We start from the raw sequence: 23,038 nt of genomic DNA, 5'->3' as shown, positions 1-23,038 counted from the left end.
TCAGGTGGCGTCGGCGTGGCTGACCAGGCCCTTCACCAGCACGGCGGCGGTGGCCAGGGCGGCCGGCAGTACCAGGGCGGTGAGCACCTGCTCGAAGTTCCAGCCCAGGCCCAGCAGGGTGGCGCCGATCCAGGCACCGAGGATGGCGCCGAAGCGGCCGATGCCGAGCATCCAGGACACGCCGGTGGCGCGGCCCTGGGTCGGGTAGAAGCGTGCCGCGAGGGACGGCATGGCCGACTGCGCGCCGTTGATGCACATGCCCGCCACCAGCACCAGGGTGGCCAGCAGGGTCATCTGGCCCAGGCTCTGGCCGACGAGCCAGGCGAAGACCCCGGCCAGCAGGTAGAACACGCCGATCACCCGGTGCGGGTCGAAACGGTCCATCGCCCAGCCCACGCCCACCGCACTGAGCACCCCGCCCAGCTGGAACAGCGCCCCGATGGAGGCGGCCTGCTCCAGGCTGGCGCCACTGTCGCGCAGCAGGGTCGGCAGCCAGCTGGTGAGCAGGTAGACGATCACCAGCCCCATGAAATAGGTCAGCCACAGCAGCAGGGTGCCGGCGCTGTAGGTGCCGGAGAAGATCACCCGGAACACGTTGCGGCTCTGCACCGTCTGCTGCTCCGGCACGCTGAAGCCGCTGGCCACGGCCACTTCGCTCGGGGCGATGGGCGCCAGCACGCGGCGAACGCGCTCATCGCCCTTGTTGCGCACCACCAGGTAGCGCGCCGACTCGGGCAGCCACAGCAGCAGCACCAGGGTCAGCAGCAGCGGCAGCAGGCCGCCGATCAGCAGCAGGCTATGCCAGCCGAACGCCGGGATCAGCTTGGCGGAGACGAAACCGCCGCCCGCCATGCCCAGGTTGAAGCCGCAGAACATGCTGGTCACCAGCAGCGACTTGAGGCGCTCGGGGGTGTACTCGGAGAGCAGCGTGGTGGCGTTGGGCATCGCCGCCCCCAGCCCCAGGCCGGTGAGAAAGCGCAGCACCAGCAACTGGTCGACGTTGGCGCTGAAGGCGGAGAACAGGCTGAACAGCCCGAACAGGAACACCGCCCCCACCAGCACCAGCTTGCGCCCGAAGCGGTCGGCCAGCGGGCCGGAACCGAGGGCGCCGAAGACCATGCCGATCAGCGCGGCGCTCATCACCGGGCCGAGGCTGGCGCGGTCGATGCCCCATTCCTGGGTCAGGGCCGGGGCGATGAAGCCCATGGCGGCGGTGTCGAGGCCGTCGAGGAAGACGATGAGGAAGCACAGCAGGACGACGCGCCACTGGTAGGCGGACAACGGCTGGGCATTGATGAAGTGCTGGACATCGAGGGTGCCCGCAACGGGCACGTGGGCTTGGCTGGTCATGCAAGGATTCCTGCTGGGGCCTGGCACCCGCGACCTCTTGCAAGGTGACGACCGGGACCGGCTCGGACTGGACAGGAATGAGGGCGTGCACGGCCGCTCGGTGGCGGCAGGAACGGTCTCTCATTGTTCTTATGGGCCCGATCGCCAGGCGGCGGGCTGTGCAGACGTTACGGAGAGCGCCCCAGGGGTTCAATTCGATAATCGGCAAAGCGTTCGATAGTCGAACAGGTTCAGCCGGGTGGGCGCGGTCTCCCCGGCCGCGCCCCTTCACCTCAGTGGAACAGGCGGGTACTGAGTTCCTTGCTGGCTTCCAGCAGCACCGGCAGGAAGCGGTTCTCCAGCTCCTGGCGGGACACCCGGCCGGCGTGGGTGCCCACGTTCAGCGCGGCCAGCACCTGGCCGGCGGAGTCCTTCAGCGGCACCGCGACGGAGCGCAGGCCCATTTCCAGCTCCTGGTCGATGATCACCCAGCCCTGGCGGCGGATCTCCTCGACGCTGGCGCGCAGGCCGTCGGGGGTGCAGACGGTGCGGCTGGTCTTCACCTGCAGGTCGGCGTGCTCCAGGTAGTCATCCAGGGCCGCGTCGTCCAGGGCGGCCAGCAGGATGCGGCCCATGGAGGTGCAGTAGGCCGGCAGGCGGCTGCCGACGCTGAGGTCCACCGAGATGAGCCGCTGGGGCGTGGCCGAACGGGCGATGTAGAGGATCTCGTCGCCCTCCAGGGTGGCCATGGAGCAGGCCTCGTGCAGCTGCTCGCTGAGGCGGTCGAGGATCGGCTGGGCCGTCACCGCCAAGGGCGTCGAGGACAGGTAGGCGTGGCCCAGGGTCAGCACCTTGGGCAGCAGCGAATAGGTGCGCCCGTCAGTGGTGACGTAGCCCAGCTTCATCAGCGTGTGCAGGCACCGGCGCACGGCGGCGCGGGGAATCTCGGTGCGGTGGCTGATCTGGGCGATGGTCAGGTGGCGCTTGCGCTCCTGGAAGGCGTGGATCACCGCCAGGCCACGCGCCAGGGAGGTCATGAAGTTGGGGTCCCCGGTGAAGGCCTCGATGCGCTTGGCCGGCGAGGCGACGATGGGCGGCGCCAGGGGGGTCAGGGGTGCACGCGTTTCTTCGGTCATTGTTGTTGTCCTGTGTGGAGTCGCAGCAGGCGGTCGATTATCGAACCGAAGTTCGATAATCGCAATTGACCCCCGGCGCGGCCGTCCGTACGTTCTGCGCCGCCGGGGAGCGCGCGGTTCGGTCAGGTGCCGCGCCCTTCCGGGCAGGGCCCTGCCCACAAGGCAGTGCCCACCTCCCCCCGCAGACGCCACCACCCCGGCGCGCCACCCGCGCGCCCGGGGCTGGCACTGCGCAGCGCTCAGTGCATCAGGCCGATGAACAGGCTGATGCTGCCGAAGGCCAGCACGGTGCAGGCCACCAGCGCCGCTGCGCAGCGCCCTTCCTGGCCGAAGCGCTGGCCGAGGATGGGGTAGATGCTCATCATCGGCGCGCTGGCGAAGAGCACCCCGGCCACCTTCAGCATCGGGTCCGTCGGCGGCAGCAGCTGGAAGCACAGCAGCACCACCAGCGGGTGCAGCACCAGCTTGCCGAGGCTCAGTTGCGCCACGTCCGCCAGCAGGCCGCCGGCACGCAGGCCGAGCAGGCTGGCGCCGATGACGAACAGCGCCACCGGGGCGGAAGCCGAGGCCAGCATGTCCACCACCCGCGCCGGCACCGCGGGCAGCCGCACCTCCAGCAGCGCCAGCAGCAGGCCGACGCTGATGCCGATGATCACCGGGTTGCGCAACAGCCGCAGGAAGGTGTCACGCAGCGCATCACGCAGGCGGCTGCCGCCCTGCTGGCCCATCTCGGCCAGGCCCAGGGCCAGGGGGATCATCAGCAGGTTCTCCACCAGCATGTTCAGCGCCAGGGCCACCCCCGCCGTGGGGCCGACCACCAGGGCGACGATGGGGTAGCCGATGAAACCGCTGTTGGACACCGACATCCCCAGCGCGGTGATGGCCGATGCGCTCAGCGGCTCGCCCCGCACCAGCCGGGTGAACAGCAGGCCGCCCCAGAACACCAGTTGCGAGCCCAGCCCGTAGGCCAGCAGGTAGCCCAGGTCGAGGACCTCGCCCAGGGGCCGCTGCAGCAGCGCGTGGACCACCAGCGCCGGCAGCGCGAAAGTGATGACGAAGCGGCCCATGCCCTGGGCCTGGACCTGGGTCACCAGGCCGAAGCGTGCGGAGAGAAAGCCCAGGCCGATGAGGATGAAGATCGGCGCGGTGATGGCAAGTATCTGCAGCATGTTCAATCCGGAAAGTCGGGGTGCAGCGGGCGCAGCTGCCCGAGCCGGCTGCGGGTTCGTGAGAAGTCCATGTGCGGCTTGCCCCGGCAGAGGGCGTCGAGGTCCGCCTCGCTGGTCAGCAGCAGGCGCGTGCCGGCGTCGTAGGCGATGTCCACCAGGTTGACGAAGCGCTGCTGGACGTCGATGGCCTCCTCGCCCAGGCACGGCACCTCGCTGATGGCGAGGTGGCGGAACTGCCGGCACAGCCAGAGGAAGTCAGCACTGGAGCGCGGGTCCCGGCAGAGCCTGTCGAAGGCGATCCAGGCCCGGTCAGCGCCTGCAGCCCGGACCGGCAGCGGGCGGTGGTTGACCGTCAGCACCTGGCCATCCGCCGCCTCCAGCCCCAGGCGGGCGGTGATCCAGCCCTCGCCAAAGGCCGACTGCGGCCAGGCGTACTCGCCCCAGGCCTCCCGCTCGCCGCCACGCTGGCGGTAGTCCTCGCCGCCGTCCAGGTGGATCACCTCGAAGCGTTTCTCGATCAGGGCGATGGCGGGTTTGAAGCGCTCCCGGTACAGCGGGTTCGGGCACAGGCCGTCCGGGTGGTAGTTGGAGGTGCACACCAGGCCGACGCCCTCCTCCACCAGCATCTTGAGCAGGCGCCCGAGCAGCACCGCATCGCCGATGTCATGGACGTGGAACTCGTCGAAGCACAGCAGCGGCGCCTCCCCGGCCAGCGCACGGGCCGCCAGGGCCAGCGGGTCCGGCTGGCCGGCGAAGGCGGCGATGCGCCCCTGCAGCTCCTGCAGGAAGGCGTGGAAATGCACCCGCCGCTTGCCCGGCACCGGGGCCGCGTCGAAGAAGGCGTCCATCACGAAGCTCTTGCCGCGCCCCACGCCGCCCCAGAGGTAGAGGCCGGCCGGCAGCCGCCGCAGCCAGCCGCTGCGCCCCGCCACAAACGCCTCCAGCCATTGGCCGAGACGGGCAATGGCGGTGCGTTGCGCGGGGTCGGCCCGGTAGCCCCGGGCCTCCAGCGCCGACTCGAAGTGCCGCTGGATGCGCTGGCCGATGGGTTCGGTCAGCGCATCGGGCACGGGGGCCGGTTCCCTAGAAGTCAAAGAACACCGTTTCCCCTTCACCCTGGATGCGGATGTCGAAGCGGTAGGCCAGGCGCCCCTCCACCTCGCAGCGGCGCGCCACCAGCGTCTCGCGGCGTTGCGGCTGCTCGATCAGGTTGAGCACCGGGTCCGCCGCGTTGGCCTGGGCCTCGTCCTCGAAGTACAGGCGGGTCTGCAGGTGGATGTTGATGCCCCGGGCGAACAGCGACACGTTGATGTGCGGCGCCATGGGCACCCCGGCGGCGTTCTTCACCACGCCGGGCTTGATGGTGTGCAGGGTCCACTCGCCGGCGTCGAAGGTGGTGGCGGTGCGGCCGAAGCTGTTGAACGGCTTCTCCAGGTCGAAGGCGGTGTCGTACACGCCCTCGTGGTTGGCCTGCCAGAACTCCAGGAAGGAGTCGCGCACCAGGTGGCCGTTGCCGTCGTAGACGCGGCCGATCAGCACGATGTGTTCACCCGGCGCGCCGGGCTTGGCCATGCGGTTCCAGATTTCCTGGTCGCGGGTCGGGTTGCCGGCGGCTTCGAGGGCCAGGCCGATGTGCACGTAGGGGCCAGCGGTCTGGGAAGGGGTTTCCGGCAGCAGTTCGATGGGCATGCGGGTGTCTCCTCAGCGGTTCTCGAAGTGGGTCTTGCGCTGGCCGCGCAGCACGATGTCGAAGCGGTAGGCCAGGCAGTCCATGGGGTTGGCGTTGCCCATGTCCAGCTTGGCGATCAGCGTCTGCACGGCATCGGGGTTGGCGATGCTCTTGACGATGGGGCACAGCGGGATGAGCGGGTCGCCTTCGAAATACAGCTGGGTGATCAGCCGTGTGGAGATGGACGGGCCGCTGATGGAGAAGTGGATGTGCGCGGGGCGCCAGTCGTTCGGGCCGTTGCGCCAGGGGTACGGGCCCGGCTTGACGGTGCGGAAGATGTAGCGGCCCTCGCTGTCGGTCAGGGCACGGCCGACACCGCCGAAGTTGGGGTCCAGGGGCGCCAGGTAGCGGTCGTTCTTGTGGCGGTAGCGGCCGCCGGCGTTGGCCTGCCACATCTCCACCAGGGTGTGGGGGATCGGCTTGCCGTACTGGTCCATGACCCGGCCGGAGACGACGATGCGCTCACCGATGGGCAGGCCGCCGTGGTTGAAGTTCAGCAGCAGGTCGTTGTCGTGCTCGCCCATCTTCAGGTGGGAGAAGTCCGGGCCGGTGGTTTCCGACAGCGATTGCGGGATGCTCACCAGCGCCTGGCGCGGAGAGCGCGGCACGGAGGTCTTGTAGTCGGGGGTAAGGGCCTTGGGGTGCCAATTACGGTCGCGGATGACAAAGCGGCTTTCCGAGGGAAGATCGGCCATGTCGGTCTCCTGTTGTTCGAGTTGTGGAGGCTGCCAGGCAGCGGGCGGTTGGCAGTCTCGCCGCTGGGACACGGCCCGTGAACTGAAAAGAACACCGCCAGGCATAACCGCTGGGTTATGGGTGAATCAGGCACCGCCCGACTCCGGGTACTGGCCGTCCCGGTAGTCCTGCCCCAGCTCCCGCAGCACCTCCACGCACCAGTGGGCGGCCAGGGGCAGCGGCAGCGCGGCGTTGCTGCAGATGCCCACCGAGCCGCCGGGCTCGCGGATGCCCAGGTCCAGCTCCACCAGCTCGCCGCGCCGCAGGTCCAGCTGCACCGCGTCGTAGGGGGCGATCCAGATCGCCTCGCCGGTCTGCACGTAGCGCCGGCTCAGGGCCACCGACAGGGTCTCCAGGCGCTGGCGCGGCTGCGCCACACCGCACTGCACGAAGAAGGCATCGGCGTACTTGCGGATGGTGGTCCCGGCCAGCGGCAGCACCAGCGGGAAGCCCTGCAGGGCCTCGCGCACCCCGGGCGCCGCCAGCAGCGGGTGGCCGGGGCGCACCACCAGGGTCATCGACTCGCTGTACAGGTGCTCGAACACCAGCCCCTGGATCTGCGGGCTGTCGGTCATGCGCCCCACCACCAGGTCCAGCTCGCCCAGGTGCAGCTGCGACAGCAGCCAGGCACTGGGGCCGGTGATCACGCTGGCCACCAGGGACGGGTGGCGCGCATGCAGGCGGCGCACCGCTTCGGGCACCAGCAGGCTCTCCACGGTGGACAGCACCCCCAGGCGCAGCGTGGCCGACTCGTGCTCGCCGCTGCGCAGGCTGTTCACCCCGTCCCGCAGGGCCTGCACGCAGGGCCCGGCATAACGCATGAAGGCCACCCCCGCCTCGCTCAGGGTGACCCCGCCATGGCCACGCACGAACAGGCTGGCGCCCAGCAGGTCCTCCAGCTCGCGCAGGGTCTTGGAGATGGCCGGCTGGCTGACCGCCAGCTTGTCCGCCGCGCGCGCCAGGGTGCCCTGGCGTGCCACTTCGAGGAAGCACACCAGGTGACGGAACTTGATGCGGGTGTCGATGTTCACGGGCAGGTCCAGGCAGGGCAATGCGCGCAAGCCTAGCGCCAGATGGGTCTCAGGCCAACCAATTGGTTATGGCCAAGCCGTTCAACACCAGACAGGCCAGCACCCCATGTCACGACCTGCTATCAGCCTCAGTTCGCGGCCTGGGCGTGCCAGGCGCGGATCTGTTCCAGGCTGGCGGTCACCCCGCCGCAGACCACCACCAGCACGTCGTCGAGATCTTCCAGCGCCGGGCATTCCCCGTAGAGCGCGGCCAGCGCTGCGCCGCAGGCCGGTTCCACCAGCAGGCGGTGATCGTCGAGGAAGCGCTCGCAGGCCTGCAGTGCCTCGCGGTCGCTGACCTGATGGCTGCGCACCGGGTGCAGCCGGGCCAGTTCGACGGCACGGTCGCACACGCGGCGCGCCGCCAGGGAGCCGGCGCAGGTGGCCAGCGTGTCCAGGGTCACCGCCGTGCCGGCCTCCCGCGCGGCGGCGAAGGACGCGGCGCCCCGGGTTTCCACCGCCACCACCGGCACATCGTCCCAGCCGTTGCGGCGCAGGCCCTCCACCACGCCGCTGAACAGGCCGCCACCGCCCACCGAGAGCACCACGGCGCCGGGCCGGGGGCCCTGGCGCACGGCCTCGTCCACCAGGCTGGCGTGGCCGCTCCAGAGCAGCGGGTCATCGAAGGGGTGGATGAAGGCGTCTTCCGGGCCCACCAGGGACAGCGCCAGTTCATTGGCCTCGTGCCAGGCGGCGCCGTGCACCCGCAGGTCCGCGCATTCGCGGCGCAGGGCTTCGCGGGCGCGCTCCGGCGTGTTCTCCGGCACCACCACCGTCACCGGGACGCCCAGCTGGCGCCCGGCAAAGGCCATCGCCAGCCCGGCATTGCCGCCGGAGGAGCAGATGAAACGCCGCTTGCCCGCCCGCGCGTGCACCTCGCAGGCGGCACCGACGCCGCGGATCTTGAACGAACCGGGCGGCTGCAGCGCCTCCAGCTTGAGCCGGACGCGCCGTCCGGCGGCTGCGGAGAGCGGGTGGGAGTGGATCAACGGGGTTTCGATGTGCAAGGCCATGGCAACGCTCGGGCAGGAGGGACTCGCCGAAGGTGCCGCCCGCCAGCGGGCCGGTCTTGTACGTTATTGCGCTCAGGCCCGGCGACGCAGGTTGCCGAAGCACAGGCGCGCGCCCACGGCGCCTTCGAACTCCTCCGCCAGGGCCCGGCTGAGGGCCCGCACCGCCGGGGCGCCATCCAGCTCGCGGGCCGGTACGCAGAGGGTGAACACGTCGCCCAGGGCGCGGTGGGTGAATTGCAGGGCCAGCTCCGCCACGCCGTGGCGGGAGACCTCGCAGCGGTAGTCCGGCAAATGGAGGGTGAACAAGCGGGCTATGTCGTCCTTGGCCAGTTTCATCGGTTCGCTCCCTGCGATCGTTTCAAGAGCCGACCCGGCGGGTCGGGATACAGAAGCCTAGGCCAGCCGGTAGCGGAATGTTGTCGGCTGGTTCAAGGAAATCCGCTGGCACTGGTCCGCCAGTCAGACGGGGGTCACCCGGGGCCGGCCCACCAGGACGAAGGCCAGCAGCGCCAGCGCCGGCAGCCCCGCGCCAAGCCCGGCGACCAGCAACCAGCCGCCCTGTTCGTAGGCCAGGCTGGCCACCGCCGAGCCCAGGGCGCCGCCGATGAAGATGCTGGTCATGTACAGCGCGTTGAGGCGTCCGCGGCTGCTGGCGTCCAGGGCGTAGACCTCGCGCTGGCCGAGCACCATGTTCATCTGCACGGCGAAGTCCAGCAGCACCCCGGTCAACGCCAGCCCCACCACGCCCAGGGGCAGGCCCGGCAAGCCGGGGATGAAGCTCAGCACCGCCAGCCCCATCGCCAGGAACGACAGGCGCTGGGTGTGCCCGGCGTCCGCCAGGCGCCCGGCGATGGGGGCCGCGATGGCGCCGATGGCCCCCACCAGGGCGAACAGGGCGATCTGCGACTGCGACAGGCCGTGGACCCGCGCCAGTTCCACGGGCGCCGTGGTCCAGAACAGGCTGAACGCGGCGAACAGCAACGCCTGGTACAACGCCCGGCGGCGCAGCACCGGCTCGCGCTGGAGCAGGTGCCAGAGGGAGGCCAGCAACTGACCGTAGCTGGCCTTGTGGGCCGGGCGATGGTCGGGCAGCGCCACGCGCACCACTCCGGCGATCAGCAGCATCAGGCCCGCCGCGGCGAAAAACACCGTGCGCCAGCCGAAGTGGTCCGCCACCAGGCTGGACAGCGGCCGCGCCAGCAGGATGCCCAGCAGCAGGCCGCCCATGATGCCGCCCACCACCCGGCCACGACTGGCCTCGGGTGCCAGGTGCGCCGCCAGGGGGATCAGCATCTGCACCGACACCGAGCTGAAGCCGATCAGCGCCGAGGCCAGCAGCAGCCCGCCCGGCCGCTCGGTGAAGCCCACCGCCAGCAGGCTGAAGAAGGTCACCGCCAGGGTCGCCAGCACCAGCCGGCGGTTCTCCAGCAGGTCCGCCAGGGGCACCAGGAAGAACAGCCCCAGGGCATAGCCGACCTGGGTGAGGGAAACGATCAGGCTGGCGCCGTGGCTGGACAGCCCCACATCCGGGGCGATCAGCTCGATGATCGGCTGGGCGTAGTAGATGTTCGCCACGATGGCGCCGCAGCACAGCGCGAAGAGCATCACCAATCCGCGCCCCAGGGCATGGGCAACGGGTGGGTGGGCAAGGGTCTGGGTGTTCATCGCAATCCTCGGGTTGGCAGGGAACCTGGCGCCAAGGTTATGCGCCCTGCCCCAGCGACTGAATCCGCCCCCGCCGCAACATGGCGTTGCGTGCGGCGCAACGGAGTTTCACACCTGCTCCGCCACGAACGCCATGAACGCGGCGATGCGCCGCGAGCCCCGGTGATTGGGCAGGTACAGGGCGGTCACCTGGGGCTGCGAGTCGTCCGGGTTGACCGACCAGCCGGGCAGCAGTTCGCACAGGCGCCCGTCCGCCAGCTCCGCCTCGGCGAGCCAGTCGGGCAGCAGCGCCAGGCCGGCGCCGGCCAGGGCCGCGTCACGCAACACGTCGATGTTGTTGCTGCGCAGACGGCCGTGCACCGGCACCTGCAGGCGCGTCCCGGCGGCGTCGTGGAAGGTCCAGCACTGCCGGGCGCGGCCGAAGTCGAAGCGCAGGCAGTCATGCCCGGCCAGCTCCCGGGGGTGCTCCGGCGTGCCGCGCTGGGCCAGGTAGCCGGGGCTGGCCACCACGCGGCGACGGAACTGCCCGAGGGGCCGCGCCACCACGCCGTCCATGGGCGCCGGCGCGCCGAGGCGGATGGACACGTCGACACGCTCCCCCAGCAGGTCGACGATCTCGTCGGTCAGTGCCAGGTCCAGCTCCAGGCGCGGGTACTGCTGCAGCCAGGCGCCCAGGCGCGGCGACAGCCGGTGGCGGCCGAAGGACACCGGCGCGGAGACCCGCAGCGGCCCGCTGGGCTCGTCCCCGCCATCGCTCACGGCGGCATCGGCCTCGGCCAGCTGTTCGAGGATCTGCCGCGCGCTGAGGTAATAGCTGGTGCCCGCCTCGGTCACCGTGACCTGGCGCGGCGAACGGTTCAGCAGCACCGCGCCCAGCTCGCGCTCCAGCCCGTCCACCGCGCGGGTCACCGAGGAGGTGGCCAGCCCCAGCTGGCGGGCGGCGGCGGAAAAGCCCCGGCAATCGACGGTGGCGACGAACAGCTTGAGGGCCAGCAACTTGTCCATCTCAGGCTCCTTGGGACGGGGTCAGGGGGAAGCAGGCCTCGATGGCCTCGCGGACCAGCGCCACGGCGCGGTCCTCCAGGGCGCGGGGTCGCCAGCCCAGCTCGATGGGGTAGCGCCGCAGCGCCAGCGGGCAGGCCAGCACCCGCAGGCCGCTGACGCGGGCCACCGCTTCGGCGGCATGGGCCGGCACCGTGGCCAGGGCCGGCGTGCCCTTGAGCAGATAGGGCAAGGCGGCGAAGTGGGTGGTGGAGGCCAGCACCCGGCGGCTGCGCCCGAGGGCGGCCAGGGCCTCGTCGACGATGCCGATGAAGCCGCCGGAGGAAATCAGCAGGTGCGGGCTGGCGACGAAGCGTTCCAGGTCCAGCGCCCCGGCATCGCCGAACCCCTCGGGGTCGACCACGCAGGCGTAGCCGCCCTCCCCCAGCAAGGCGCGGCTCAGGCCCTGGCTGGTGATGCCGCCGGAGGTGATCGCCAGGTCCACCTGGCGCTCCATCAGCGCGGCGTTGACGATCTGGCTGTGGGTCTGGCGGAAGATCAGCCGCAGCTGCGGCGCCCGCCGCGCCACCTGGGCCAGCAGCCGGGGTGCGAGGGCGATCTCGAAGTCGTCGGAGAGCCCCACCGTCACCGAGCGTCCGCTGAAGTCGCCGCCCTCCGGGGCCACCAGGTCCAGGCTCTGGCGCACCCGGTCCAGGGCCTCGCTGATCACCGGCTTGAGCTGATCCGCCAGCAGGGTCGGCGCCAGGCCGCGCCCGGTGCGCTGGAACAGCGCATCGCCGTAGAGCAGGCGCAGGCGCCCGAGGGCCGCGCTGACCGCCGACTGGGTCAGCCCCAGGCGCACCGAGGCGCGGCTGGCGCTGCCTTCTTCGTGGAGGGCCTCGAAGACCTTGAGCAGGTTCAGGTCGGCCTGTTCGATATTCATGCGCTTCATATCGATTAGCAGCGAATCGCCATTCATTGCGGGAAGCGGGGCTTATAGCATCCCCGTCATCCCTCACCAAGCAAGGACCCACGCCATGCCCCGCCGCACCGTCGCCGCCCTGCAGATCGGCTCCCTGCCGGAAGGCAAGCAGGCCACCCTGGACCTCATCCTCTCCTACGAACAAGCCATCCGCGACGCCGGCGCCGCCCTGGTGGTGATGCCCGAGGCGCTGCTGGGCGGCTACCCCAAGGGCGAGATCTTCGGCACCCGCCTGGGCTATCGCCTGCCGGAGGGGCGCGAGGCCTTCGCCCGCTACCACGCCAACGCCATCGACGTGCCGGGGGCCGAGACCGAGGCCCTGGCCGGCCTCTCCGCCCGCACCGGCGCCAGCCTGGTGCTGGGGGTGATCGAGCGCGCGGGCAGCTCGCTGTACTGCACGGCGCTGTTCTTCGAGCCCGGCGAAGGCCTGGTGGCACGGCACCGCAAGCTGATGCCCACGGGCACCGAGCGGCTGATCTGGGCCAAGGGCGACGGCTCCACCCTGCCGGTGGTGGACAGCGCCGCCGGCCGCCTGGGCGCCGCCATCTGCTGGGAGAACCACATGCCGCTGCTGCGCACCGCCATGTACGCCAAGGGCGTGGAACTGTGGTGCGCACCGACGGTGGACGAGCGCGAGGTGTGGCAATGCTCCATGCGCCACATCGCCCATGAGGGCCGCTGCTTCGTGATCAGCGCCTGCCAGGTGCAGCCCTCGCCCCGCGAGCTGGGCATCGAGGTGCCGGGCTGGGATGACGACCGCCCGCTGATCCAGGGCGGCAGCGTGATCGTCGACCCGCTGGGCGAGGTGCTCGCCGGCCCGCTGCGCAACGCCACCGGCCTGCTCTGCGCCGAGGTGGACACCGACCAGCTGACCCGCGCCCGCTACGACTTCGACGTGGTCGGCCACTACGCCCGCCCCGACGTCTTCGAGCTGCGGGTGGACGAACGCGCCAAGCCCGGCGTGCGTTTCGAACGGGACCAGTGAGACGCAGGAGGCGTGCTTGACTCTGTAGCCACTCCAGGCTTGATGATGCCGCCTCCCCCACCTCGCAAGGACAGCCCCATGACCCAGACCCCCACCGCGCTCCCCCGTGCCCGCTGGCTGGAACGACGCATCCCGCCGCCGCTGGTGGGGCTGACCTGTGCCGCGCTGATGTACGGCCTGGCCCAGGTCACGCCGGGCCTGCCCTTCGCCCTGCCCCCGGCGCTGCGGCTGCTGCTCGCGCTGCTGGTGCTGGCCGCCGGCGTGGCGGTCTGCCTGGCCGGTGCCCTGGCCTTCCGCCAGGCCCGCACCACGGTCAACCCGATCCACCCCGAGCGCACCTCGGCCCTGGTCATCCGCGGCATCTACCACCGCACCCGCAACCCCATGTACCTGGGCTTCGCCCTGATGCTGCTGGGCTGGGGCCTGTGGCTCGCCGCGCCCTTCGCCCTGGCGGGCGTGGTGCTGTTCATGCTGTACATCGAGCGCTACCAGATCCCGCCGGAGGAACGCATGCTCGAACAGCTCTTCGGCGCCGACTACCTGGCCTACCGCGAGCAGGTCCGACGCTGGCTGTAGCCCCTTGAAAGGCGCTCGCGAGGCGATGGACGGCATCGCGGGCGCCCCCTAAACTGGCCGCTCGCCATCACTCCCCGCGCGGCCCATGACCCGACTCGAACCCTTCGAATCCCCTGCCCGGCCGCGTACGCGCCACATCCCGCCCGGCCAGATGCCGGCCTTCCGCCGCTACGTGCTCGAACGCCACGGGCGCTTCCTGCTGGCGATCAATTTCATCGCGATGATCGCCTACGACTCCTACGTCCTGGCCGACGCGCTGCTGATCCCGGACATGGCCTGGAACTCGCTGCTGCTGCGCGGCGGCCTGAGCCTGATCGGGCTGCTCAACATCTTCCTGGTGTTCCGCTACTGCCGGAGCGTGCTGGTGCGGGACATGCTGATGCCGTTCCACGACATCGTCTCCACCGTCGCCTGGTTCGAGCTGCTCAAGGCCAGCAGCTCGCCGGACGTGCCCACCTTCCTCTACGCCTCGGTGGTGTTCATCGTCCTCGGCAACCTGGGGGTGCGCTATTCGTTCCGGGGCATCCTCACCTGCTCGATGATCATCACCGGGGTGATCTTCTGGAACGTGTGGCTGCTCCACCCGGGGAACCCCAAGGCGGTGATGATCTTCGCCCTGGTGTTCGTGCCGGTGCTGATCTTCAGCCTGGCCATCAGCTGGACCAACATCGCCGGAGTGCGCCAGGCCTTCCTGTCCGAGCAGGAGGAGCGCCGCCAGCGCGAGGAGCTGGCGCTGCTCAACCAGCGCCTGCAGGAGATGGCCAGCACCGACGCCCTCACCCGGGTCGGCAACCGCCGCGCCTTCGACCAGCACCTGGACGAGCACTGGCAGCAGATGGGCCGCAACGGCCGCCCCTTCGCCCTGCTGATGGCGGACATCGACTACTTCAAGCCCTACAACGACCACTACGGCCACCCGGCCGGGGACCAGTGCCTGCGCCAGGTGGCGGAGGCCATGGGCAGTGCGCTGCGCAGTGGTCAGGCGGAGATCTTCCGCTACGGCGGCGAGGAGTTCGTGGTGCTGCTGCAGGTCAGCGACGCGCAGGAGCTGCTGGCCATCGCCGAGCGCCTGCGCCGCGAGGTGGCGGACCTGGGGATCGACCATGCCCACCGTCCGGACGGTCTGGACCACCTCACCATCAGCCTCGGCGGCGGCCTCTCCAGCGCGCCAGGGCTGGCCCATCGCCAGGACCTGCTGGCGCGCTGCGACCAGCTGCTCTACCAGGCCAAGCAGGCCGGTCGAAACCAGGCCCGCCTCGCCTCCCACGCATGAAGCATCCAGCGCCTCAGGTGTGCGACCAGCGCTGGTAGAGCCCCCGCGCGGCGGCATCCAGGGCAAAGCCCAGCACGCCGATCAGCAGCACCATGGCCATCAGCTCCGAGTAGGCCAGGCGGTCGCGGGTATCGAGGATGTAGTAGCCGAGCCCGGCACTGACCCCGAGCATTTCGCAGGGCACCAGCACGATCCAGAGGATGCCGATGGCCAGGCGCACGCCGGTCAGCACGTGGCCGAGCACGCCGGGCACGATCACCTTCAGCAGCATTTCCCGGCGGGTGGCGCTCAGGCTGCGGGCCAGCTGCAGCCAGCGCGGGTCCAGCTGGCGCACCCCGGCTGCGGTGTTGAGCAGGATCGGCCAGACGGCGGCGAAGGCCAGCAGGAAGTAGATGGGCTGGTCGCCCACCCCCATCAGCATCACCGCGATGGGCATCCAGGACAGCGGCGAGATCATCCGCAGGAACTGGAAAGCCGGCGTGGTGGCGGCCTCCAGGTTGCGCGAGCTGCCCACCAGCAGCCCCAGGGGCACGCCCACCAGCAGCGCCAGGGACAGCCCGACGAGGATGCGCTTGAGGCTCACCCACACGTGCTCGTACAGCTCGCCACGGTGCAGCAGCTCCTGCAGGCTGGCCAGGGTCTGCTGGGGCGAGAAGCGTGCGGCCAGGCCGTCGTCCCCGCCCCCGGCCGCCACGCCGAGCCACCACAGCAGGCCCAGGGCGGCCAGGCCGCCGAGGCCGAGGAACAGGCGGTTCAGGTTCAAACGGCGATCTCCTCGGTGCGCTCGAAGCCGCCGCCCAGGCCGAACGCCTCCAGCCCGCCGACGCCGGCCAGGGCCGCCCGCACGAAGCGGTCGTCCACCAGGTCGGCGGCGGTGGCCTTGGGGTCGAGCCCGGCGAGGAAGGACTTGTCGCCCTGGATCAGGGTGTCCTTCAGGCGGCTGACCAGCTCCTCGGTGTAGCTGGGGAAGGGATAGGGCTGGAAGTCGATGCGCTGCTCGTCCCACGCGGCATGGCGGATGGCACCGCTCTTCACGTAGCCGTCGCGCTCGCCGGCCGCCGGGGCCAGCACCTTGCCCAGCACCTCGGGGGCGTGGGGGGTGTAGCGGTTGGCGCCGTCCTTGGACAGCAGCTTCGCCGCCTCGGCACGGTTCTCGCGGGTCCAGAGCTGCGCCTTGACGATGGCGTTGACCACCTTCTGCGACCACTCGGGGCGGTTGTTCAGGTCGTGCTCGTGCATGAACACCACGCAGCAGGCGTGGTTGCGCCAGACGTCCCCGGTGAAGCGCTGCACCCGGCCGACCTTGAGGTTCTCCGCCAGGGCGTTGAACGGCTCGGCGACGATGTAGCCGTCGATGCGCTTGCTGGCCAGGGCCGGCGGCATGTCCGAGGGCGGCAGCACCACCAGGTTGACCTCGTTGGCGGCCAGGGCCGCGCCCACCGGCTTGCTCACCGGCACCAGGCCGCTGTCGCGCAGCAGCTGCTGCACCACCACGTTGTGGATGGAGTACCAGAAGGGAATCGCCACGGTGCGCCCGCCCAGTTGGGCCACCTGCTCGATGCCCGGCGCCACGGTGAGGCCGGAGCCGCCGACGTGGTTCCAGGCCACCACCTTGGCCGGCACCTTGCTGCCGTAGCGGGCCCAGACGGTCATCGGCGACAGCAGGTGGATGACGTTCACCTGGCCGGAGATGAAGGCCTCGATCACCTGCGCCCAGCTGCGCAGCAGCACCGGGCGCTCGGCCTTGATGCCCTCGGCCTCGAACAGGCCGTTGGCGTGGGCCACCAGCAGCGGCGTGGCGTCGGTGATCGGCAGGTAGCCGATGCGCACCGGCGCGTCGGGCTCGGCGGCCGCGCGGGCCTGCAGGCTGGTGAGCAGCGGCAGCGCGCCGGCGGCGGTCAGCAGCGCGCCGAGCTTGAGGATGTCACGTCGGGAATGAGAGGGATCGTCCAGGCACATCGTGGGCCTCCGTATCAGGGGTTGGGGTTCCGTTTCCGCGGCTGGCCCGCCGTAGGGTCTTGAGGATGTCGACGCGCAAGGCCCCCAGTTCCTCCACCCGCTCCGCCCGTGGCTGGGGCAGGTCCGGGGTCCACTCGCCGAGGATCCGCGCCGGGGTGTCGCCCAGTAGCAGGATGCGGTCGGAGAGCAGCAGGGCCTCGTCGATGTCATGGGTGATCAGCACGGCGGCGGTGCGCTGCTCGTGGATCAGTCGCAGCAGCAGTTGCTGCATGTCGGCGCGGGTCACCTCGTCCAGCGCGCCGAAGGGTTCGTCCAGCAGCAGTACCTCGGGGCGCCGTGCCAGGCAGCGGGCCAGCGCAGTGCGCTGGGCCATGCCGCCGGAGAGCTGCGCGGGGAAGTGGCCACGGGCGTGGGCCAGGCCCACGGCGGCGATGGCCTGCTCCACCCGCGCCTCGCGTTCGGCGGCAGCCAGCTTGGGCTGGCGGGCGAAATCCAGGCCGAAGGCCACGTTCTTCTCCAGGTTCAGCCAGGGCAGCAGGCTCGGGTCCTGGAAGGCCACCGCCACGCGCGGGTGGGGGCCGTCCAGCGGCTCGCCGTGGAGCCGCACCTGCCCACCGCAGGGCTGCTGCAGGCCCGCCAGCACCCGCAGCAGGCTGGATTTGCCGACGCCGCTGGGGCCGAGGATGGACACCACCTCCCCCGGCGCCAGCTGCAGGTCGAAGCGCGCCAGCACCTCCTGGCGCTGGTTGCCGCGCAGGTAGCCGAGGCGGATGCCCTCGGCCGTCAGCAACCCGTCGCTCACGCCACCACCTCGCGGGCCTGGCGGTTCAGTTCGGTACGCAGCTGCACCAGGCTGGGGGTGACGATGGGCACGAAGGCCGACTCCCGCCAGCGCCGCGCGAAGCCCGCACCGTGCTCACTCAGGTAGGCCTTGCCGCCGCTGGCCTGCAGCTCCAGCTGGATGGCGTCGGCGACGCTCTCCGCCAGGCCGATGCGCAGGCGGAACTGCGCAGCCGGCTGGGCGAGGAAGCGGCCTTCGTCCAGCCCCTGGTGCAGTTCGCGGGCCAGGGCCTCCAGGCGGGTGCGCTGCGCGCCCAGCTCGGCCTCCAGCAGGGCCCGGCCACCGCCGTCGCCGAGGTGCGCCTGCACCTCGTCCAGGCAGCGCCGCGCCAGCCCGAGGGCCATGCCGCACTGCAGGCCGAGGAAGGCCGGGCGCACCCCCGGGAGGAAACGCCGGGCGTCTTCGTGCAGCAGCCAGGCGCGGTCGAGCTCCACCCCGGCCAGGTCGAGGGCGGCGGTGTTGCTGCCCTGCAGGCCGAGCAGGTCGAGGTCGGCGGAGCGCGCCAGGCCCGCCAGCCCGTCGGGGATCGCCAGCACCAGCGGCGGCTGGCCCTCCCCGGCTTCCACGGCGGCGGCCACCAGGAAGCCCTGGCGGCGCAGGTTGGTCACCCAGGGCAGGCGCCCGTCCAGGCGCCAGCCGCTCTCGGTGGCCTGGCTGCGCACCTGCAGCGCCTCGACGCCGCTGAGGAACTTCATGGCGTTGGACAGGCCCGTGGCACCGGCCACGCGGCCGGCCAGCAGGTCGCCCAGCAGGCGCTCGCGCAGGGCCTCGTTGGGGGTGTGCAGCACGTACTCGATGAAGGCGCGCTGCCCCCACAGCACGAAGGCGGCGGTGAGCGAGTGGCCAGCCACGGCGGCGACCGTCTCGATGGCGTCGTGCAGGGTGCCGCCATCGCCGCCCAGGGCGCGATCCACGCCGACCTTGGGTAGGCCGGCCTGGCTGAGCGCGTGCAGCAGGGTGTCGGGGTCGCAGGCGCCGGTGTCGAGCGCCTCGGCCTGGCTGTCGAGCCAGTGGCTCAGGTTGGGGTCCAGCATGTCGATCTCCTGATCATCGGCGTCCGGGGCTCAGGCCCCCGGACGTTGCCAGCGGTACCTGGCCAGCTCGTCATTGAGCGGCGTACGGGCGAAGACGTTGGCGAAGTTGCAAAGCGTAGCCAGGCTCACGCCAAGGATCACCTCCAGGGCGTTGCCGTCGGTGAAGCCGGCTGCGCGGAAGGCGGCGAAGTCAGCGTCGCTGACATCGCCGCGAGTGGCGATCACGGCCTGGGTGAAGGCCGCCAGGGCCTCCAGGCGCGCCTCGGGCAGGGGCGCCATTTCCCGCAGGGCACTGACCACCTCGGCCGGCAGTTTGGCCTTGTTGGTAGCGACGGCAGTGTGCCCGGCTACGCAGAAATCGCAGCCGTGGCGAGTTGCCGCAACCAGTTGCACCACTTCCCTTTCGGCCAGGTTCAGCTCAGCCTTGCCGTTCAGCGCCGAGACGGTGACGTAGGTTTCCAGGGCCGCCGGCGCATTGGCCAGCACCCCCAGCAGGTTGGGGATGAAACCGGAGTTCTTCAGGGCGTTTTCGAGGAGCGGGCGCGCCGCTTCGGGGGCGCTGTCGAGGGTCTGTACGGGCACACGGGACATGGAGTCTTCTCCTGGGTCGGTTCGGGTGCCGAAAAGTCTGTTGGTAATAAGAAACCCGTTCAATATTCTAAAGTCGCTATCACTTGCTCCTGAGTCTTTCCCTTAGATGAATTCATCCAGCCCCCTGGTCGATTGGTTATTAGAGAACCTCGAACTCGACACCAGCCTCTTCCACGTCGGCCGTTACTGCGGCGGCTGGCACGCCAGCACCCAGGGCCTGGCCCGCGCCAGCTTCCACCTGGTGGTGCAGGGGCATTGCTGGCTGCATCTGGACGACGGCAGCGAGGCCCTGCGCCTGGAGAGCGGCGACGCGGTGTTCCTGCTGCGCGACCTGGCCTACCGGCTTTCCGGCGAGGCGACGGCGGAGGCCGCCCGCGCCCAGCCGAAGGGCACCATGCAGGCCCTGGAGCCGGCCGCCGGGGATGGCGTGGGGCTGGTGTGCGGGTTCTTCCACTTCCGCCAGGGCTTGTCGGCGCTGATCGTCGAGTCGCTGCCACCGTGGATCGTGCTGCGCAGGGGCGACCCCTCCCTGGCCGCTGCGCGCAGCCTGTTCGAGCTGATCCTGCAGGAGTGCGCGCGCCTTCCGGCGCCCTCGCCGGCCCTGCTGGAGCGCCTCAGCCACCTGCTGTTCCTCTACGTGCTGCGCCAGCAGGTGACGGACAACACCCGCCTCGGCGGGCTCGCCGCGCTGGCGCGCCAGCCGGCCTTCGCCGGGCTGCTGGAACAGCTGATCGCCCAGCCCGGCCGGGCCTGGAGCCTGGAGGAGATGGCGGCCTGCACCGGGCTGTCGCGCTCGGCGTTCTTCAAGCGCTTCCAGGAGCTGGCGGGGGAGTCACCAGGCCACGTGCTGCTGGCATTGCGCATGCGCCAGGCGTGTCGCCTGCTGGACAACGGGCGGATGGTGGCCGAGGTGGCGGATGCCGTCGGCTACCAGTCGGTGGCGGCCTTCACCCGCGCCTTTCACAAGGTCACCGGGGTGCAGCCGGGGGCGTACCGCAAGTCGTCGGGGCAGCGCGGCTAGGCGACCACCCGGCGGCCGGCTGAAACCCCGCGCCGGCCCGGCGGCTCTACCGTTCGGACCCGCCACGCCGAGAGGAGCCGCCCCATGGATCAGCCCCCGCACGACCTGCATGCCCTCCTGCAACAGATCGCCCGCCCGCTGTTCGAAGACGCCGCACGCCACGCCCGCCAGGCAGGGCTGGAAGCGGTGGTGCGCTACGAAGCCAACAGCGTGGGGCCCGCCCTGTGCCTGGAGGTGGCACGCCCCGGCGAGCGGCCCAGCCGCTACCGCCTGCTGGGCGACACGGCAGCTGCACGGGTACGCCATGAGTGCTTCTTCGCCGACGCGGGGGAAACCCGGCGCCTGGAAGCGGCGCCGGCCTCGGTCAACGAGACGGTGCTGGATACCCGCCTGGCGGCCTTCTTCCGCGAAGCCTTCGGGCTGTCCCTGGACTACACGGCCGAGCGGCGCCAGGCGGGCTTCTGGTAACACCCGCAGGAATCAATCCCGCCGGGTCGGCACCTGCCAGATGTCCGCTGCGTACTCACCGATGGTGCGATCGGAGGAGAACCACCCGGCCCGCGCGGTGTTCAGCACCGCCGAGCGCCACCAGCGGTCCGGGTCCTGCCAGGCGGCGTCGACCCGGCGCTGGGCGTGCCAGTAGGCGCTGAAGTCTGCGCAGAGCATGAAGCGGTCGTGGTGCACCAGGCCGTCCACCAGGCCCTGGTAGCGGCTCGGGTCGTCCGGTGAGAAGACCCCGCTGCGGATCGCCTCCAGGGCGGCGGCGAGGCGGTCGTCGGCGGCGACCACGGCCTGCATTTCCAGGTCGCCCGCGCGCACCCGCTGCTCCACCTGGCTGGCGGTCAGGCCGAAGATGAACATGTGCTCGGCGCCGATCAGCTGGCTCATCTCCACGTTGGCGCCGTCCAGGGTGCCGATGGTGAGCGCGCCGTTGAGGGCGAACTTCATGTTGCTGGTGCCGGAGGCTTCCAGCCCGGCGGTGGAGATCTGCTCCGACAGGTCGGCGGCGGGGATGATGGTCTCCGCCAGGCTGACGTTGTAGTTGGGCAGGAACACCACCTTCAGCAGGCCACGCACCGTGGGGTCGGCGTTGACCGTGCGGGCGATGTCGTTGGCCAGCTTGATGATCAGCTTGGCCTGCTGGTAGCTGGCGGCGGCCTTGCCGGCGAACACCTTGACCCGGGGCACCCAGTCGGTGGCCGGCTCGTTGCGGATGGCCTGGTACAGGGCCACGGTGTGCAGCAGGTTGAGCAGCTGGCGCTTGTACTCGTGGATGCGCTTGACCTGCACGTCGAACAGCGCGGTGGTGTCCAGGGTGATGCCCAGGCGCTCCTGCACCAGGGCCGCCAGCGCGGCCTTGCTCTGCTGCCGCTGGGCGGCGAAGCGCTTGCGCAGGCCCGGCTTGGCGGCCCAGGGCTCGAGGTTGCGCAGCTGGTGCTCGGGCTGGTCCAGCAGGGATTCGCCGAGGGTTTCCACCAGCAGCGCGGTGAGCCCGGGGTTCACCTGGTAGAGCCAGCGGCGGAAGGTGATGCCGTTGGTCTTGTTGCTGATGCGCTCGGGGTAGAGCCGGTGCAGGTCGCGGAACACCGTCTCGCGCATGAGGTCGGTGTGCAGCGCCGAAACGCCGTTGACGCTGTGGGAGCCGAGGAACGCCAGGTTGCCCATGCGCACCCGCCGACCGTGCTCCTCGTCGATCAGCGACACCGCGCGCAGCAGCGCGAAGTCATGCTCGCCGGCGGCGCGCAGGGCGTCGATGTGGAAGGCGTTGACCAGGTAGATGATCTGCATGTGGCGCGGCAGCAGCCGCTCCATCAGCGACACGGGCCAGGTTTCCAGCGCTTCGGGCAGCAAGGTGTGGTTGGTGTAGGACAACGTCGCCACCGTCATGCCCCAGGCCTCGTTCCAGGGCAGGCGGTGCTCGTCCACCAGTTGGCGCATCAGCTCGGCCACGGCGATGGCCGGGTGGGTGTCGTTGAGCTGGATCGCCGCCTTCTGCGGCAGGCTGCGGATCTCACCGTGGGCCTGCATGTGGCGGTGCAGCAGGTCCTGCAGGGAGGCGGAGACGAAGAAGAACTCCTGGCGCAGGCGCAGCTCCTGGCCGGCCTCGGTGCTGTCGGCCGGGTACAGCACCCGCGAGATGCTCTCGGCGCGCACCACGTCGGCCACGGCGCCGAAGTGGTCGCCGGCATTGAACCGCTCCAGTTGCAGGTCCTCCATGGCCCGGGCCCGCCACAGGCGCAGGGTGTTGACGCTGGCGCCGCGCCAGCCCACCACGGGGGTGTCGTAGGCGATGGCACGCAGGGTCTCGGCGGGCTGCCAGACCTGGCGGGTGGTGCCGCCCTCCTCTTCGAGGGTCGTCACGCTGCCGCCGAAGCCGATGCCGTAGCTCACCTCGGGCCGTTCGAACTCCCAGGGGTTGCCGAAGTCCAGCCAGGTCTCGGTCTGCTCCTGCTGCCAGCCGTCGGTGATGACCTGGCGGAACAGCCCGTGCTCGTAGCGGATGCCGTAGCCGTGGGCGGCCAGGCCGAGGGTGGCCATGCTCTCCATGAAGCACGCGGCCAGCCGGCCGAGGCCGCCGTTGCCCAGCGCGGCGTCGGGCTCCACCTGGCGCACTTCGTCAAAAGACACGCCGAGCCCGTCGAGGGCTTCGCGGGCGGTCTGCAGCAGGCCGAGGTTGCTCAGGCAGTCCACCAGCAGGCGGCCGATGAGGAACTCCAGGGAGAGGTAGTAGACGCGCTTGTGATCCCGGCGCGCCTGCCCGGTGCCGGCTTCCTCCCAGTTGTCCACCAGGTGGTCGCGGGCGGCCAGGGCCAGGGCCTCGAACCAGTCGTGGCGGTAGGCGCTGCCGGGGTCCTTACCCACGGCGTAGCGCAGCTTGTCGAGGATGCGCTGGCGAAAGGCGTCCACCTCCGGGCGGGTGGCCGGGGCGTCCTGTTCTGCACTCATGGG

Annotated in this window: 23 protein-coding genes; 5 read left to right on the top strand and 18 right to left on the bottom strand. The window is 70.8% G+C overall.

What is annotated here, in order from left to right; all coding sequences use genetic code 11:
* The 12 genes from BM198_RS21015 to BM198_RS20960 form a co-directional block, all read right to left on the bottom strand.
* On the bottom strand, positions 1-1,350 hold the full coding sequence (locus BM198_RS21015) for a 4-hydroxybenzoate transporter PcaK (protein ID WP_074972089.1): 1,350 nt from the start codon (positions 1,348-1,350) through the stop codon (positions 1-3).
* A gap of 272 nt (positions 1,351-1,622) precedes the next feature.
* Positions 1,623-2,465: an IclR family transcriptional regulator domain-containing protein gene (locus BM198_RS21010; protein ID WP_044399529.1), complete on the bottom strand. Its 843-nt coding sequence runs from the start codon at positions 2,463-2,465 to the stop codon at positions 1,623-1,625.
* 239 nt (positions 2,466-2,704) lie between these two features.
* Positions 2,705-3,634, bottom strand: coding sequence for an AEC family transporter (locus BM198_RS21005; protein WP_074972087.1), 930 nt, complete (start codon positions 3,632-3,634; stop codon positions 2,705-2,707).
* Between the two features lie 2 nt (positions 3,635-3,636).
* Positions 3,637-4,704 carry a cell division protein ZapE gene (zapE, locus tag BM198_RS21000; RefSeq protein WP_244165724.1) on the bottom strand — a complete coding sequence of 356 codons (1,068 nt, stop codon included), beginning with the start codon at positions 4,702-4,704 and terminating at the stop codon, positions 3,637-3,639.
* Between the two features lie 13 nt (positions 4,705-4,717).
* Positions 4,718-5,323 carry a protocatechuate 3,4-dioxygenase subunit alpha gene (gene pcaG, locus BM198_RS20995; protein ID WP_074972083.1) on the bottom strand — a complete coding sequence of 202 codons (606 nt, stop codon included), beginning with the start codon at positions 5,321-5,323 and terminating at the stop codon, positions 4,718-4,720.
* Positions 5,324-5,335: 12 nt separating this feature from the next.
* On the bottom strand, positions 5,336-6,058 hold the full coding sequence (pcaH, locus tag BM198_RS20990; RefSeq protein ID WP_044399542.1) for a protocatechuate 3,4-dioxygenase subunit beta: 723 nt from the start codon (positions 6,056-6,058) through the stop codon (positions 5,336-5,338).
* Positions 6,059-6,184: 126 nt separating this feature from the next.
* Positions 6,185-7,129 (bottom strand): pca operon transcription factor PcaQ, encoded by a 945-nt coding sequence (gene pcaQ / locus BM198_RS20985; RefSeq protein WP_074972229.1) that lies wholly within the window; start codon positions 7,127-7,129, stop codon positions 6,185-6,187.
* A 128-nt stretch (positions 7,130-7,257) separates the two neighbouring features.
* Positions 7,258-8,181: a pyridoxal-phosphate dependent enzyme gene (locus tag BM198_RS20980; protein ID WP_074972081.1), complete on the bottom strand. Its 924-nt coding sequence runs from the start codon at positions 8,179-8,181 to the stop codon at positions 7,258-7,260.
* A gap of 72 nt (positions 8,182-8,253) precedes the next feature.
* On the bottom strand, positions 8,254-8,517 hold the full coding sequence (locus BM198_RS20975; protein WP_074972079.1) for a hypothetical protein: 264 nt from the start codon (positions 8,515-8,517) through the stop codon (positions 8,254-8,256).
* Positions 8,518-8,640: 123 nt separating this feature from the next.
* Positions 8,641-9,846, bottom strand: coding sequence for an MFS transporter (locus BM198_RS20970; protein ID WP_074972077.1), 1,206 nt, complete (start codon positions 9,844-9,846; stop codon positions 8,641-8,643).
* Between the two features lie 108 nt (positions 9,847-9,954).
* Complete coding sequence (locus BM198_RS20965) at positions 9,955-10,851, bottom strand: LysR family transcriptional regulator (RefSeq protein ID WP_074972076.1); 897 nt, start codon at positions 10,849-10,851, stop codon at positions 9,955-9,957.
* Between the two features lies 1 nt (position 10,852).
* Positions 10,853-11,779, bottom strand: a complete 927-nt coding sequence (locus BM198_RS20960; RefSeq protein WP_074972074.1) for a LysR family transcriptional regulator — start codon at positions 11,777-11,779, stop codon at positions 10,853-10,855.
* Positions 11,780-11,864: 85 nt separating this feature from the next.
* On the opposite strand from BM198_RS20960, the gene BM198_RS20955 reads away from it, so the two are divergent.
* The 3 genes from BM198_RS20955 to BM198_RS20945 all read left to right on the top strand — a co-directional run bounded on the left by BM198_RS20955 (position 11,865) and on the right by BM198_RS20945 (position 14,643).
* Positions 11,865-12,794, top strand: a complete 930-nt coding sequence (locus tag BM198_RS20955; RefSeq protein WP_044399570.1) for a carbon-nitrogen hydrolase family protein — start codon at positions 11,865-11,867, stop codon at positions 12,792-12,794.
* Between the two features lie 78 nt (positions 12,795-12,872).
* A complete protein-coding gene (locus tag BM198_RS20950; protein ID WP_074972072.1) occupies positions 12,873-13,370 on the top strand; it encodes a methyltransferase family protein in 498 nt (165 codons plus the stop codon).
* 85 nt (positions 13,371-13,455) lie between these two features.
* Positions 13,456-14,643: a GGDEF domain-containing protein gene (locus BM198_RS20945; RefSeq protein ID WP_074972070.1), complete on the top strand. Its 1,188-nt coding sequence runs from the start codon at positions 13,456-13,458 to the stop codon at positions 14,641-14,643.
* 13 nt (positions 14,644-14,656) lie between these two features.
* On the opposite strand, the gene BM198_RS20940 is transcribed toward BM198_RS20945, so the two are convergent.
* The 5 genes from BM198_RS20940 to BM198_RS20920 are packed head-to-tail and all read right to left on the bottom strand — an operon-like array spanning position 14,657 to position 19,068.
* Entirely contained in the window at positions 14,657-15,406 is a 750-nt protein-coding gene (locus BM198_RS20940; RefSeq protein ID WP_044399579.1) for an ABC transporter permease, read from the bottom strand.
* Positions 15,403-16,602 (bottom strand): ABC transporter substrate-binding protein, encoded by a 1,200-nt coding sequence (locus tag BM198_RS20935; RefSeq protein ID WP_044399583.1) that lies wholly within the window; start codon positions 16,600-16,602, stop codon positions 15,403-15,405. Before BM198_RS20935 ends, BM198_RS20940 begins: the two co-directional genes overlap by 4 nt.
* Positions 16,568-17,404, bottom strand: a complete 837-nt coding sequence (locus tag BM198_RS20930; protein WP_074972068.1) for an ABC transporter ATP-binding protein — start codon at positions 17,402-17,404, stop codon at positions 16,568-16,570. The genes BM198_RS20935 and BM198_RS20930 overlap by 35 nt, the downstream gene beginning before the upstream one ends.
* A complete protein-coding gene (locus BM198_RS20925; RefSeq protein WP_074972066.1) occupies positions 17,401-18,477 on the bottom strand; it encodes an acyl-CoA dehydrogenase family protein in 1,077 nt (358 codons plus the stop codon). The genes BM198_RS20930 and BM198_RS20925 overlap by 4 nt, the downstream gene beginning before the upstream one ends.
* A 30-nt stretch (positions 18,478-18,507) precedes the next feature.
* Positions 18,508-19,068 (bottom strand): carboxymuconolactone decarboxylase family protein, encoded by a 561-nt coding sequence (locus BM198_RS20920; protein ID WP_074972064.1) that lies wholly within the window; start codon positions 19,066-19,068, stop codon positions 18,508-18,510.
* Positions 19,069-19,174: 106 nt separating this feature from the next.
* Between BM198_RS20920 and BM198_RS20915 the strand changes: the two genes are divergently transcribed.
* Together BM198_RS20915 and BM198_RS20910 are read left to right on the top strand one after the other, a co-directional pair.
* Positions 19,175-20,089, top strand: coding sequence for an AraC family transcriptional regulator (locus BM198_RS20915; RefSeq protein WP_074972062.1), 915 nt, complete (start codon positions 19,175-19,177; stop codon positions 20,087-20,089).
* A gap of 84 nt (positions 20,090-20,173) precedes the next feature.
* On the top strand, positions 20,174-20,557 hold the full coding sequence (locus tag BM198_RS20910) for a hypothetical protein (RefSeq protein WP_074972059.1): 384 nt from the start codon (positions 20,174-20,176) through the stop codon (positions 20,555-20,557).
* Between the two features lie 12 nt (positions 20,558-20,569).
* Here BM198_RS20910 and BM198_RS20905 read toward each other — a convergent pair whose 3' ends face one another.
* The gene (locus BM198_RS20905; RefSeq protein ID WP_074972057.1) at positions 20,570-23,035 is read right to left on the bottom strand and encodes a glycogen/starch/alpha-glucan phosphorylase; all 2,466 of its coding nucleotides are present in this window, start codon (positions 23,033-23,035) and stop codon (positions 20,570-20,572) included.
* Positions 23,036-23,038 lie beyond the last annotated feature (3 nt).

Source organism: Metapseudomonas otitidis, from assembly GCF_900111835.1.
In the GTDB taxonomy this organism is placed as follows: domain Bacteria; phylum Pseudomonadota; class Gammaproteobacteria; order Pseudomonadales; family Pseudomonadaceae; genus Metapseudomonas; species Metapseudomonas otitidis.
Note: the sequence above shows the minus strand (reverse complement) of the source record. Positions and strands in the feature narration are given on the sequence as shown.

Excerpts from the sequence above, each read along its gene's own strand:
- BM198_RS21015 (WP_074972089.1), bottom strand. The coding sequence starts at position 1,350 with ATGACCAGCCAAGCCCACGTGCCCGTTGCGGGCACCCTCGATGTCCAG.
- BM198_RS21010 (WP_044399529.1), bottom strand. The coding sequence starts at position 2,465 with ATGACCGAAGAAACGCGTGCACCCCTGACCCCCCTGGCGCCGCCCATC.
- BM198_RS20970 (WP_074972077.1), bottom strand. The coding sequence starts at position 9,846 with ATGAACACCCAGACCCTTGCCCACCCACCCGTTGCCCATGCCCTGGGG.
- BM198_RS20935 (WP_044399583.1), bottom strand. The coding sequence starts at position 16,602 with ATGTGCCTGGACGATCCCTCTCATTCCCGACGTGACATCCTCAAGCTC.
- BM198_RS20960 (WP_074972074.1), bottom strand. The coding sequence starts at position 11,779 with ATGAAGCGCATGAATATCGAACAGGCCGACCTGAACCTGCTCAAGGTC.
- BM198_RS20905 (WP_074972057.1), bottom strand. The coding sequence starts at position 23,035 with ATGAGTGCAGAACAGGACGCCCCGGCCACCCGCCCGGAGGTGGACGCC.
- BM198_RS20920 (WP_074972064.1), bottom strand. The coding sequence starts at position 19,068 with ATGTCCCGTGTGCCCGTACAGACCCTCGACAGCGCCCCCGAAGCGGCG.
- BM198_RS20980 (WP_074972081.1), bottom strand. The coding sequence starts at position 8,181 with ATGGCCTTGCACATCGAAACCCCGTTGATCCACTCCCACCCGCTCTCC.
- BM198_RS20975 (WP_074972079.1), bottom strand. The coding sequence starts at position 8,517 with ATGAAACTGGCCAAGGACGACATAGCCCGCTTGTTCACCCTCCATTTG.
- pcaG (WP_074972083.1), bottom strand. The coding sequence starts at position 5,323 with ATGCCCATCGAACTGCTGCCGGAAACCCCTTCCCAGACCGCTGGCCCC.
- pcaH (WP_044399542.1), bottom strand. The coding sequence starts at position 6,058 with ATGGCCGATCTTCCCTCGGAAAGCCGCTTTGTCATCCGCGACCGTAAT.
- BM198_RS20955 (WP_044399570.1), top strand. The coding sequence starts at position 11,865 with ATGCCCCGCCGCACCGTCGCCGCCCTGCAGATCGGCTCCCTGCCGGAA.
- BM198_RS21005 (WP_074972087.1), bottom strand. The coding sequence starts at position 3,634 with ATGCTGCAGATACTTGCCATCACCGCGCCGATCTTCATCCTCATCGGC.
- BM198_RS20910 (WP_074972059.1), top strand. The coding sequence starts at position 20,174 with ATGGATCAGCCCCCGCACGACCTGCATGCCCTCCTGCAACAGATCGCC.
- BM198_RS20965 (WP_074972076.1), bottom strand. The coding sequence starts at position 10,851 with ATGGACAAGTTGCTGGCCCTCAAGCTGTTCGTCGCCACCGTCGATTGC.
- BM198_RS20945 (WP_074972070.1), top strand. The coding sequence starts at position 13,456 with ATGACCCGACTCGAACCCTTCGAATCCCCTGCCCGGCCGCGTACGCGC.
- BM198_RS20915 (WP_074972062.1), top strand. The coding sequence starts at position 19,175 with ATGAATTCATCCAGCCCCCTGGTCGATTGGTTATTAGAGAACCTCGAA.
- BM198_RS20925 (WP_074972066.1), bottom strand. The coding sequence starts at position 18,477 with ATGCTGGACCCCAACCTGAGCCACTGGCTCGACAGCCAGGCCGAGGCG.
- BM198_RS20950 (WP_074972072.1), top strand. The coding sequence starts at position 12,873 with ATGACCCAGACCCCCACCGCGCTCCCCCGTGCCCGCTGGCTGGAACGA.